The following is a 12,019-nucleotide window of genomic DNA, read 5'->3' on the forward strand; positions in this document are numbered from 1 at the left end:
TTTTTGAGGAAGCCGAGGAGGGGCTACTTGCAAGGGTGTATTTCTTGCAAAAGAGGCGCCGCTCTGCAGCGGAGCAATGCACCGCTCGCCCGCCGAGCTCTGATTAACCGGTGCGCTTAGAGGTGCGAGCCATAGCTCGCGTTTTATTCTGCTTCGCTGCGCTCGTAAAAGATGCCGACAGCGACTAGTGCTATATTTGTTTTGCACTGCGGGCGGAATTTTAAAATTTACATAAAAAGGAAAATCTATGCAACTAAAAAAGATAACGCCGTTAAGCAACGAATATCTCGAAAAGCTCGGCTTTTACTGGCACACGGACACAGACGAGACCCCTTACGTCAGCGACGAGATTGTGCGCGTGAGCGCTGCGGAGGCGGATGCATACTACGAAGCGGCGAACGAGCTATACGAGATGTTTATAGCAGCCGCGCAGCACGTCATCGACAATAACCTCTTCCACGAGCTCGGCATCCCCTTCAACCTCGTAGATCTAATCAAACAAAGCTGGGAAAACGAGGTGCACTGGCACCTATACGGGCGCTTTGATTTCGCAGGTGGGCTGGACGGCAAGCCGATCAAGCTGATAGAATTTAACGCCGACACGCCTACAGCAGTGTTTGAGACGGCGATCATCCAGTGGGCGATGCTCAAAGAAAACGGCATGGACGAGGCGAGCCAGTTCAACGACCTCTACGACGCGCTGCGCGATAATTTCAAGCGGCTCGTGGTGCTTGACGGCGAGCTGGAGGACTTTTCTAAATTTTATGAGGGGTGGAAAATTTTATTTAGCAGCGTCGCGGGCAATGTCGAGGACGAAAAGACGACGAAGCTTTTGCAGCAGACCGCGGAGGATGCGGGCTTTACGACGCGCTTTGCCTACGTGGACGAGGTGGAATTTAACGACGAAGAGGGCGTGTTTTTTGAGGGCGAAAACTACGAGTATTGGTTCAAGCTGATCCCTTGGGAGGCGATCGCGATCGAGGAGGGCGAGCTCGCGCTCATCTTAAAAAACATCGTGCAAAATCAAAAGGCTATCATTCTAAACCCCGCATACACGCTGCTTTTCCAAAGCAAGGGGATTATGAAAATCCTGTGGGATCTGTATCCGAACCACCCCCTGCTGCTGCAAAGCTCCTTTTCGCCGATCATCGGTAAAAAGATGATCAAAAAGCCGTTTTTGGCGCGCGAGGGGGCGAACGTGGCGATTTTCGACGCGGACGGCAAAAAGATAGAGGAAAACGGCGGCGAATACGGAAATCAGAAATTTTTATATCAGGAATTTTACGAGCTCAACAAAGACGAGCGCGCCCAGAGCTACCAAGCGGGGGTATTTTTCGCATACGAAGGCTGCGCGCTGGGCTTCCGCAAGGGCGGCGAGATACTCAATAATCTCTCAAAATTTGTGGGGCACTACATCGAGGATGCGCAGTAGTGGCGCGGCAAATTTTATAAAATTTGAGAAATTTTAGAGCGGCGGCTTTTGGCGATAAATTTGGCGGCAAGGCCCTCGCCGCGGTAATTTATCGCTCGGCGGCAGCGGAATTTAACGCTAGGAGGCTACGGCGAAATTTAACGTAGCGTCGCGATCGGAATTCTGCGCGGATAAAATTTCGCGCAAGTTAAATTTGCGTGAGTTGAAATTCCGCGCGGAGCGAGATTTGCGCACATTAAAATTTTAAAATTTAAACGCGAGCGACAAAAATTTATCTCTCGCTTCGACATGAAATTAGAATTTTAAAATTTAGACGCAGGTTTCAGCGGCGGTAAAATTTACCGCTTATTTCGATGTGAGTTAGAATTTTAAAATTTAACGCTCCGCGCGCTGCAAGCATTAAATTTTGCGAGGGCAGAATTCGCGATAGTTAAATTCCGCTAGAGCAAATTTCCGCAATAGCTAAATTTCGTGAGTTAAAATTTGCCGTTTAAGCGCCGTGCTCCGAATCGCGCAATGGAATTTAGCGGCTAAATTTAACCGCGCTGCTACGACTTAAAATTTTAAAACGCAAAGGGGAAAATATGAAAATCGTATGTTTGGATGCCGCGACGCTGGGAGCCGATGCCGATCTTAGCGAGATTGCGAGCTTAGGCGAGTTTGAAAGCTACGAGATGACCGAGCCTGCGCAAACCGCGCAGCGCCTAGCGGGCGCCGATGTCGTCATCACCAACAAAGTCCTAATCACGGATGAAATCATGGCACAAACCGCGCTTAAGCTGATCTGCGTAAGCGCCACGGGCACGAATAATATCGATATGCAGGTAGCGCAGGCTCGCGGCATCGCAGTGAAAAACGTGGCTGGCTATTCGACGCAAAGCGTCGTGCAGCAGACCTTCGCGTCGCTGTTCGCGCTAACCAACGCGCTCGGATACTACGCGGATTACGGCAGCAGTGGCAAATGGTGCGAGAGCGAAATTTTTACCCACATTGACGCGCCCATCAGCGAAATTTACGGCAAAGAATTCGGCGTCATCGGGCTTGGACAGATCGGCGCAAAGGTTGCCCGCATCGCCGCCGCGTTCGGCGCGAACGTGAGATACTACTCCACCGGCGGCGCGAACAACAACGGCGAGTTTGCCAGAGTGAGCTTGGACGCGCTTTTGAGGGCCTGCGACATTATCTCGATCCACGCCCCGCTAAATGAAAAAACGGCGGGATTGATCGGCGAGACGGAGCTTGCGAAGATGAAAGAGGGGGCGATCTTGATGAATTTCGGCCGTGGCGGCATCGTGGACGAGGAGGCGCTGGCTCGCGCCGTGGACGAGCGAGGCCTGCGCGCGGCGCTTGACGTGCTGCAAACAGAGCCGATGAGGGCGGATCATCCGCTGCTGCGCGTGAAAAATCGCCGCAACGTCATCATCACGCCTCACATCGCATGGGCAAGCATCGAGGCCCGCAAACGGCTGATAAAGATGATCGCGCAAAATATTAGGGATTTTATGAACGGCAAATAAGCGCGGTTGAAACGCCGAAGCAAATTTAACAAAATCAAGATGCGGCACAAGGTCCACAAAGACTCTGCACGCAGTATTTCAAAGCGCTGTATATAAAATTTTATTAACTGAAAAGAAGCGATACTGCTTCGGATAAAATTTTAAATTTACGCCGCGGATAAGCTATCTCTCCGCTTTGAATTCGTAGATTTATCTTTTCTTATAAATTCTTTTTATGCTCATCCAAAATCCCGTAACTATAAAAAATAACACTGAAATCGCCGCTACGCAAAATAAGAACTTACCCGCCTCTCCGAAGATATAGCCCGAATGCACGCTCAAAACGGCTTTATGTATAGCAAACGGGCGCGGCATGGTGCTTTTCGCATCATCATAGCGAGCATGCCGCAAGATGCCCTTTTTAACGTTTACACTCATCGTGTTCATATGCTCTTCGCCCTCTTCGCCTTTATCGAAATAAAAGATCATAAAATTTTCTCCATCTTTTTGGGCGATGATGTTAAAGAATTCGTAGTTTTCACCGCGTTCACGCTTAAAAATATCAAATGCCGTCTGAAAATTTAAGATTTTATCTTCATCCTCAAGCGAAAATCCTCGCACTTCGGTAAAACTCGTTTTTCTAAAAATTTCCTTTTCCCCTAGCGCTCTGTTGGTGATTTTGGCTATCCAATCATATGACCAATAAAGCCCACTAGCGCTTATCGTAAGCAAAACGGGCAGCAGCAAAACTCCGACCGCGCCGTGCAAGCTATATAAAAACGCATAACCTCTCGCTTTAAAATTTATCCTAAATGCGCGTAAAATCTTTCCTCTAAAGCTAGGATAATAGATCACCACGCCTGAAATTAAGACTAAAATAAACATAATTGTGCTAAACGCCACGATATTTTTGCCTATTACCCGCAGAGTTTCGTTTTTGCTTAGCCCAAATCCCAGATTGGTATGTAGGTTTAGCATTACGCCGATAAACGTATCGCCTATGTTTTCCGAAGTAATTTCGCCGTTATAAGGATCTATAAAATATGATTTAAACTCGCCGCTGGAATCTGTACCGGAAAGCCTAATCGCCTCATTTTTATTTTGAGGAATTCTATAATAACTGAGCGTAAAACCGGGCTTGACTTTTCTGAAAATATTTAAAATTTCGGCGGGTTCGAGGGCGTCTTTTCCGCTCGGACTCACGAAAGATTTGCTTTGATTTAACGCATCTATAATCTCATCATGATACGAGATAATAGCGCCGCTAAGGGCTACGATTAAGATCGGCACGCAGCATATAAGCGTCAAAATAAGGTGGACGTTGAACCAAAATTTTTTCCTTTTTAGAATCGCCATTAATTTCCTTAAATTTTAAATCCGCAGACGAAATTTTATGCGCCGCGAATTTAAAAGTTCACGTTAAATCCAACCTGCGCCTTCATCCCGTCTACAACCATCATTTGATAATTTCCCGAGCGCGTTAGTACGAATTCGTTGAATATGTTATAAAGCGTAAAATTTAAACTTGCGTCTTTTGTGACTTTATAGCTCGCGCCCAGATCAAAAAGCGTGTATGAGCGGATATCCTCATCGTAGCTTAGGCTATCGCGCGTTCTACTATAATAATTTATTTGCGACCATAAGTTTAGCTTGGAGCTTACGTCGTAATCAAATCCTAGCTTTACCGAATGGATTGGAAAATTATTTAAGGTTTTGCCCTTCTCGCTACCCGTTTTTTGCTCGGATTTCGTATAGGCGTAGTTTGCATGCAGCTTCAAATTATCTAAAATTTGATAATCGTTACTTAGCTCTAGACCCCTAACCTCGGCTTCTCCGATATTTATAGTGTCCCAAATACCGCGCCTGTAAGTTTTGCCGTTATGCACGCAAGGATTTCCCGGTCTTGGGCGGCAAATTAATTTGGTAGAAATTCCATCTTTGATTTCGGTATAAAACGCAGTAGCGCTAAAGTTAAATTTATCGTTATCGTCGTAAGAAAACCCGCCTTCGTAGCTTATGCTACTTTCGGGCTTTAAAGAGCTTCTGCCGATCTGCGCTCCCTGACCTCCTGCAAATGGCAGGGCAAGGCCCTCGCTACGCTGCTTAATATCCGGAGTTGAATATCCCGTCGAAACGCCGCCTTTAATAGAAAAACTTTCGTTTAAACGATAAACGGCATAAGCGCGCGGTGATATATGGCCGCCGTAGTCTTTATCTCGGTTATATCTGATTCCACCGGTTAGCGTTAAATCGTCAGTTAGATAAAAATCATCCTCGCCGTAGATCGAATAATCCCATCTTTTGACATTTGCCTCATCTGCGGTAGTGGCGGCTTCGTTTAATCTCTCGCTTCGGTATTGCACGCCCAAACTCAAAGCATTTGAATCGAAAAAATATGAGCCTTTAGAATTTAGCGTAGTCGTTCTAAGATGTAGATCCTGGGCGCCGCTTTCTTTCATGCTATCGTAGTTTGCATAGCTATCTATCATAAACTTATCGTATTTTCCCTGGTGAGACAGGCTTGCAGTGTAGCCTTTCATATCCTCTTTCGCAATATCGTTATTGCCTCCTGAGGTTGTTCGCGTACGCCCGTATGTACGTCTAAATTTATTATTTACTTTACGATAATCAAGCGCTACCTCATCGTTTTGCGTTACGTTATACATCAGTTTTGCGCCCATATTCGTCTCTTCATTATTTCTATTCGCATAAGGCTCTTTGTCCTCTATCTTTTCAAAAAATCTGCCGTAAAGTGCGATACCTAGCACGTCCGGGACGATAGCTCCGTTTAGATAAAAACCTGTTTGATAATCACCTTTTATTTGCGATTTTTTGGCAAAAGTATAGTATCCGTTTACATTGCCGCTAAGCTCATTTGAAAAGCCCTTGGTTATGATATTTATTACTCCGCCCATAGCGTCGCTGCCGTAAAGCGAGCTCATAGGCCCGCGGATGACCTCTATGCGCTCTATCGCATTTGCGGGAGGCAAGAAATTCTGGCTGCTGCCGATACTTCTTAATCCTTTATAAGCACTATCGCTGGTTGTAGGCTTGCCGTCGATTAAAATTTTCGTATATTTTTGAGATAGGCCTCTTAGGCTTATGCCTTTTCTAGATGCAGCACCTAGCGTTGCGGTAAAGGCACTCGGCAAATCTTTTAGCATTGCGGAGATATCTTGATAGTTGCGTTTTTGTATCTCTTTTTGCGTAAGAACGGAGATAGAAGCGGGTGCGTCTTGAATATTTTGCCGATAGCCCGTAGCACTGACTACGGTAATTTCGCCCAAATTTACGCTTTTGCCTTGTTTTTCTAACTCACTCGATATCCCGGCTGTCGCTATAGCAGCAATCAGCGATAATTTATATATTGCGCGCACAAACGCCCCTTTTCTTATTAAAATTTAAACTCATTTTACTATAATAAGATATGCATTATCAAGAAATACTAAACGGTAGAGGGAGTATTTTAAACGCTAAAGGGATAAGATGAGCAAGGAGATAAGTTTAGATGATTTTTTGCAAAAAATATCTAACGACATTGAGCCGTCCAAGCAATGCGGGTATAGTAAAACCGAGCTTGAAAGCGAAAGCATAAAATTTGGCTTTAGCTCTTTTTATACGGGCGGAGAGATAGGATATTATAGCAGCGATATAATTTGCAGAGATTTTCTTTTGCATCGCCACGAGCGAGGTAGCCGCTATTCATTTTTATTTTTCAATACGGGCGAAAATCCTATCTGCTTCAGATCGGATAAAGATCAATTCGTTTTGAATAAAGGTGAGTTTTGGCTCGGAACTATGCAAAGCAAATTGCGTGGCGTTCACGAGCTTGAAAATAAACACTATAAAAGCTCCTGCATAGCGCTTAGCACAGCTTTTGCAAATGAGCTGGGAATTTTAAAAAATTTGAATTTAGATCAAGCCGTTTGCATGAAGAAATTTAAAACAAGCGCCGTGCAAAATATTATTCTCAAAGAGCTCGAAAATGCCGCGATATACGACGGCAAAATACGCGAAATTTTTATGGAAAGTAAAATTTTAGAGATGCTTTATAGAAGTTTTCATAAATTTAATGAGCCCGAAAATGCACTTAGCCTTGATGAAAATCGCATAAAAACAGTTCAAAAAGCAAAGAAAATATTACTCGAAAATATGCAAAATCCACCTAGCATTAAAGAGCTCGCTCATCTTTGTGCTACGAATGAATTTGCACTAAAAAGGGATTTTAAAGCATATTTTGGCACGAGCGTTTATGCGATGCTGACAAATGAGCGGCTTGAGATTGCAAAAGAGCTATTGAGTCTAGATCAAATCAGCGTAAACGAAGCCGCCAAAATGGTCGGATATAATAATTTATCGCATTTTTCTAAAATTTTTAGGACTAAATTTAACGTGCTGCCGACGCAACTGAAAAAGGATATAAAATTTTACTACTCGGATTAGAATTTCTTGCGACCGGCTATCTTTTATAAGCCGCGCCCTTTCACAACCGCATATCAAAACATCATAAAATTTTATATCGCAACCGGGATCCGTAAAAATACGGAATTTAAATTATAAATGCCGCCGAAGCCTTGGCGGCAAAGCAAGCTGCGATCAAATATCGCAGCTGCGGGTATGTTTAGACGCCAAGGGGCGCCTTAAAATTTTAGATGCATCTAAATTTAAAACAGGCTATAAACCTCATCGAGTGTGAAGTGCTTTTTATCGATCTTACCACCGTAGTATGGCTTGATATCCTCGTCAAAAGCCTTATGGAAAAATTTCGCTTTATACATTTTTACTAGACTGCTATTGACCGCATCAAGCAGCTCGGTATTGCCCTTAGATAGGGCAACAGCGATATAATCTACCTTGCCGAGGTTGATGATTTTTGCATCAAGTGCGGTATCGTTTCTAGCGTATCCGAGTACGACCGTATTATCGTCGGCAAAGCCTATGCCCTCGCCAGCCTTTAGTCTGGCGACGCACTCATTCGCGTCGGTACATGTCGCAATCTCATAGCCCGCGTTTTTGAAGTGCTCCTCGGCAGTTGTGCCCTTAACGCTTAGAATTTTTTTATGCGCGATCTGATCTATTCTTGAAATATTATCATCCTTACGGCTTAGCACGCCAATTTGCACTGAATAATACGGGTAAGAAAAATCGACTTTCTGAACGCGATCTTTTGTGACGGTGAGCTTGGATATGATGAGATCTACTTTGTTTTGCTCCAGTGAGGGAACGCGATCTTTAGATGCTACGGAGATAAAGTCGATTTTGATCTTTTTATTGCCGAATAGATTTTTGACTAACTCATTTGCCAAATCAACCTCAAAGCCCTTTAGCGTGCCGTTATCATCGAAGCTAAACGGAGGCTGGGAATCTTGCAAGCCTATGCGAATTTCGCCTGCTTGCTTGATATCTGCTAGGGAATTAGCGCAAAGCGCGCCAGCACCCAGCAAAATACTTAGTAGAATTTTTTTCATATTTCGTCCTTTGAATTAAAACATTTTATAAAGATCATCTAGCAAGAAATATTTTTTCTCAGCCTTTCCCTTGTAAAAAGGATCTATGCTATCGTTAAAAATTTTCTTGAAAAAGCCATTTTTGCTGAGCTTGACAAGCCCATCGTTTAAGGCGTTTAGCAAGTCATCGTTGCCTTTTTGCACCGCGATAGCTAAAAAGTCCGTCGTGCCTAAATTCTTTATATTTACCTCTACCTTGCGATCTACAACCGAATAACCCAAAACTACCATATTATCGTCTGCATAGCCGCTGCCGCGACCGGATTTTAGCGCTCGGAAACATTCACTAGAACTAGCGCATGAGATAACCTTAAATCCTTCCTTGTTAAAATAATCAAACGCCGTAGTGCCAGGCTCTGCTAAAATTTCTTTGTCTTGTAAATCGTCTACGGTTTTTATATTATCATCGGTGCGAGTTAGCACGCCGATATTTACGCTAAAGTATGGATTTGAAAAATCCACTAGTTTCTCGCGCTCTTTCGTAACCGTAATCGCCGCGATATCCAAATCGACCTTGTTATCTTGCACGGCTGTGATACGGTCGTTGCCTAGAGTTACGACATATTCGATTTTGCCGCCCTTATCGCCGAAAATTTCTTTCACGAGCTCTTCGATAAGCGAAATTTCAAAACCGCTGTATTTGCCGTCCTCGGAGACGCTAAGCGGCGGCAGTGAGCCGTCTATTCCGATACGAATGAGCCCTTTTTCTTTGATCTGCACTAAAGAGTTAGCAAATAACGAACACGAAGCGATTAACAACGCAAATATAATCTTTTTCATAAAATTCCTTTAAATTTTACTAAAATTTTGCCAGCGAATAGAATTCCATCCATCGCCACTTTAAATTAAAACAAGCTATAAAGATCGTCCAGCAAGAAATACTTTTTATCAATGGTGCCTTTATAAAAAGGCTCAATACTCTCATCAAAAATTTTTGTAAAAAAACCCTTTTTACTTAGCTTAATTAGTCCCGCATTTACCGCGTTAAGCAGCTCGGTATTGCCCTTTTGCACCGCGATGGCCAGGAAGTCCGTCGAGCCTAAATTCTTGATATTTACCTCAACCTTGTAATCGACTACGGCATAAGCAAATACAAGTAGATTATCATCGCCGTATCCGTCGCCCTTGCCCGATTTTAGGTCATTAAAGCATTCATTCGCGCTCGCACACGGTACTACGTTATAGCCCTGTTTCGTAAAGTAATCAAACACAGTAGTGCCGGGCTGCGCTAGTATAGTCTTCCCGTTTAGATCGGAGACCTTTCTGATATTATCGTCGCTACGAGTTAGCACGCCGATATTTACGCTAAAGTATGGATTGGAGAAATCTACCAGCTTCTCGCGCTCTTTCGTAACCGAGATTAGCGCGATATCTAAATCGACTCTGTTATCCTGCACCGCTTTTATACGATCATCGCCTACCGTTACGACATATTGTATCTTGCTGCCTTTATCACCGAAAATTTCTTTAACAAGCCCTTCGATTAAGAGTATCTCAAAGCCGCTATATTCGCCGGCTTTAGCGACACTAAACGGCGGAGATGAGCCATCTATACCGATTCGAATAACCCCTTTTTCTTTGATTTGAGTCAAAGTGTTGCTAAGAAGCGAGCACACAGCCAGCATTAACGCCAAGATTATCTTTTTCATAGCGTCCCCCTTTTTTTTAAAATTACAGCAAGCTATAAAGATCGTCCAGCAAGAAATACTTTTTCTCTGCAGTTCCTTTGTAGTAAGGCTCGATGAAATTATCGAACGAATTTTTGAAAAAGCCCTCTTTGCTTAGCTTGATCAGCTCGCCGTTTAGAAAATCCAAAAGCTCCGAATTGCCCTTTTTCACGCCGATGGCTAAGAAATCCGAAGTGCCTAAATTCTTGATATTTACTTCAACCTTTTTATCTAATACCGGATAAGCCAGCACGACCAGGTTATCATCGGCATACCCGTCGCCCTGTCCAGCTTTTAGCGCCTTGTAGCAAGCGTTTGCGTTATCGCATCTGGCGATATTATAGCCTTGCTTTTCAAAGTATGTTTCTGCAGTACCGCCGCTAAGAACTAAAATAGTTTTATCTTGCAAATCGTTTAAGGATTTAATCTTATCTTCGACGCGGGTTAAAATGCCTATATTGACACTAAAATACGGGGTCGTAAAATCGATCTGCTTCTCGCGCTCCGGAGTTACGGTAAGAGTTGCAATAACCGCGTCCACCTTATCTTCTTGTAGGAATTTTATACGCTGATTTGCAAGCACGGAGGTAAACTCCACCTTTCCGCCTGATGGAAGCATATCTTTGGCGATGGCATTTGCCATATCGACCTCAAAGCCCTGATGCACGCCGTCTTCTATCTTGCTAAATGGCGGCTGCGCGTCATAAACGCCTATTCTAAGCACTCCGCTACTTTTGATCTCGGAGAGCGATCTTGCGCAAAGCGCACTACTAGCTAAAGCTGCGACAAGCAGACTTAAGAGAAATTTCTTCATCCTTTTTCCTTTCTCATAAATAATTTCAAAACCATTGCCACGGCTACGGAAAACCTCAAAATCCCGCCCGAATGGCAAGCAGACATTAAATTCGCCCGCAGGCGAAAAGCAATTTTAGCTTTTTATATCTTTAATGATTATTAAATAGTAAGTAAAGTCGCCAAATAAATTCGCTTTTTCATTGTTTGCTTCGATTTTGCGCGAGTTTTTTTTAGAGTTTTCATCCGCATCCTAGCGATAGAATTTAAAATTTTTAAAATTTTGCAAAATTTTAAAGCCACAGAATTTTACAAAATTTTAAAGCTGCAGAATTGGGTGAGAAATTTTATGAGCGCTTTAAAACTCGCGATGAAATTTTAAAATTTTATGAGATTAAATTTTGCAGATTGCATTTGACAAAACAGCACAAAAAAGGAGTGGAATTTTAAAATTTCGCGCTTTAGTGCAGACATAGCGGAATTTAAAATTCTTAAATTTCTACTCCCGCCCAGCAAAACGGAATTTTAAAATTTTTAGCAGACTACAAAATTCAAAAGCAAGCAAAATTAAATCTTTGCCGCGCTCCAGAATTCCGCGATAAAAGTCGCGCCGTCAGCGCTAAATTTTGCGCCATAAATCATACTGCAAACATCAGCTTGGCGCAAAGCACGATGATGAATCCGAATACAAAGGCGATCTTGTGGATATTTACTCGCAAAAACTCAGGCGCAGGCCTTCCCATCGCGCGGCAGCTTAAATTTATCGCTACGCACACGGCGATGATGAGCGCGAGCGTGACTTTTAGCATAAAGATTTTTTGAAGCGGCGTGCCGAAATACCCGCCGTTAGCGCTTCCGACCCAGCGGCTCATCATCATTCCGCCGGTGATTATCAGCGTAAAAAGGCAAACCGGCATGATTTTAATCGCGCGCGAGCCGATCGCCTTTTTAACGCGCTCAAAATCCGCGCCCAGCGCGCTTTTAAGCCGCGAAAAAATCACGACGTCGAAAAATATGTAGCCCAAAAAGATAATGGCGCAGATGAGATGGACGATCTGCACGTAGGGATAAATTTGCTCCACCGCCGCTCCTTGCTATGAAATTTCGCCCATTTTATGCGAAATT

At 43.7% G+C, this 12,019-nt stretch carries 10 protein-coding genes; 3 read left to right on the top strand and 7 right to left on the bottom strand.

The features are described 5' to 3' along the window. Nucleotides 1–247: 247 nt before the first annotated feature. Both Q0101_RS08625 and Q0101_RS08630 read left to right on the top strand, forming a co-directional pair. On the top strand, nt 248–1,432 hold the full coding sequence (locus Q0101_RS08625; protein WP_297944418.1) for a glutathionylspermidine synthase family protein: 1,185 nt from the start codon (nt 248–250) through the stop codon (nt 1,430–1,432). Nucleotides 1,433–2,016: 584 nt separating this feature from the next. Then, nucleotides 2,017–2,949: a D-2-hydroxyacid dehydrogenase gene (locus Q0101_RS08630; RefSeq protein ID WP_297944421.1), complete on the top strand. Its 933-nt coding sequence runs from the start codon at nt 2,017–2,019 to the stop codon at nt 2,947–2,949. Nucleotides 2,950–3,138: 189 nt separating this feature from the next. Here Q0101_RS08630 and Q0101_RS08635 read toward each other — a convergent pair whose 3' ends face one another. Next, entirely contained in the window at nt 3,139–4,284 is a 1,146-nt protein-coding gene (locus Q0101_RS08635) for a PepSY domain-containing protein (RefSeq protein ID WP_297944424.1), read from the bottom strand. Between the two features lie 50 nt (nt 4,285–4,334). Further along, nucleotides 4,335–6,305 carry a TonB-dependent receptor gene (locus Q0101_RS08640; protein WP_366939423.1) on the bottom strand — a complete coding sequence of 657 codons (1,971 nt, stop codon included), beginning with the start codon at nt 6,303–6,305 and terminating at the stop codon, nt 4,335–4,337. A 109-nt stretch (nt 6,306–6,414) separates the two neighbouring features. On the opposite strand from Q0101_RS08640, the gene Q0101_RS08645 reads away from it, so the two are divergent. Then, nucleotides 6,415–7,371, top strand: coding sequence for an AraC family transcriptional regulator (locus tag Q0101_RS08645; protein ID WP_297944430.1), 957 nt, complete (start codon nt 6,415–6,417; stop codon nt 7,369–7,371). Nucleotides 7,372–7,592: 221 nt separating this feature from the next. On the opposite strand, the gene Q0101_RS08650 is transcribed toward Q0101_RS08645, so the two are convergent. The 5 genes from Q0101_RS08650 to Q0101_RS08670 form a co-directional block, all read right to left on the bottom strand. Continuing rightward, nucleotides 7,593–8,396, bottom strand: coding sequence for a transporter substrate-binding domain-containing protein (locus Q0101_RS08650; protein ID WP_297944432.1), 804 nt, complete (start codon nt 8,394–8,396; stop codon nt 7,593–7,595). 15 nt (nt 8,397–8,411) lie between these two features. Then, entirely contained in the window at nt 8,412–9,215 is an 804-nt protein-coding gene (locus Q0101_RS08655; RefSeq protein WP_297944435.1) for a transporter substrate-binding domain-containing protein, read from the bottom strand. Between the two features lie 65 nt (nt 9,216–9,280). Next, a complete protein-coding gene (locus Q0101_RS08660) occupies nt 9,281–10,084 on the bottom strand; it encodes a transporter substrate-binding domain-containing protein (RefSeq protein ID WP_297944438.1) in 804 nt (267 codons plus the stop codon). Between the two features lie 22 nt (nt 10,085–10,106). Beyond that, nucleotides 10,107–10,916 (bottom strand): transporter substrate-binding domain-containing protein, encoded by an 810-nt coding sequence (locus Q0101_RS08665; RefSeq protein ID WP_297882281.1) that lies wholly within the window; start codon nt 10,914–10,916, stop codon nt 10,107–10,109. A 616-nt stretch (nt 10,917–11,532) separates the two neighbouring features. Then, on the bottom strand, nt 11,533–11,976 hold the full coding sequence (locus Q0101_RS08670) for a copper resistance protein CopD (protein ID WP_297944441.1): 444 nt from the start codon (nt 11,974–11,976) through the stop codon (nt 11,533–11,535). Nucleotides 11,977–12,019: the final 43 nt, after the last annotated feature.

Source organism: uncultured Campylobacter sp. (assembly GCF_937921625.1).
Classification (GTDB): Bacteria; Campylobacterota; Campylobacteria; order Campylobacterales; family Campylobacteraceae; genus Campylobacter_B.

What these genes read in the sequence shown, in the direction of transcription:
- Q0101_RS08660 (WP_297944438.1), bottom strand. Translation starts at nt 10,084, where the DNA reads ATGAAAAAGATAATCTTGGCGTTAATGCTGGCTGTGTGCTCGCTTCTT.
- Q0101_RS08645 (WP_297944430.1), top strand. Translation starts at nt 6,415, where the DNA reads ATGAGCAAGGAGATAAGTTTAGATGATTTTTTGCAAAAAATATCTAAC.
- Q0101_RS08635 (WP_297944424.1), bottom strand. Translation starts at nt 4,284, where the DNA reads ATGGCGATTCTAAAAAGGAAAAAATTTTGGTTCAACGTCCACCTTATT.
- Q0101_RS08625 (WP_297944418.1), top strand. Translation starts at nt 248, where the DNA reads ATGCAACTAAAAAAGATAACGCCGTTAAGCAACGAATATCTCGAAAAG.
- Q0101_RS08655 (WP_297944435.1), bottom strand. Translation starts at nt 9,215, where the DNA reads ATGAAAAAGATTATATTTGCGTTGTTAATCGCTTCGTGTTCGTTATTT.
- Q0101_RS08650 (WP_297944432.1), bottom strand. Translation starts at nt 8,396, where the DNA reads ATGAAAAAAATTCTACTAAGTATTTTGCTGGGTGCTGGCGCGCTTTGC.
- Q0101_RS08665 (WP_297882281.1), bottom strand. Translation starts at nt 10,916, where the DNA reads ATGAAGAAATTTCTCTTAAGTCTGCTTGTCGCAGCTTTAGCTAGTAGT.
- Q0101_RS08630 (WP_297944421.1), top strand. Translation starts at nt 2,017, where the DNA reads ATGAAAATCGTATGTTTGGATGCCGCGACGCTGGGAGCCGATGCCGAT.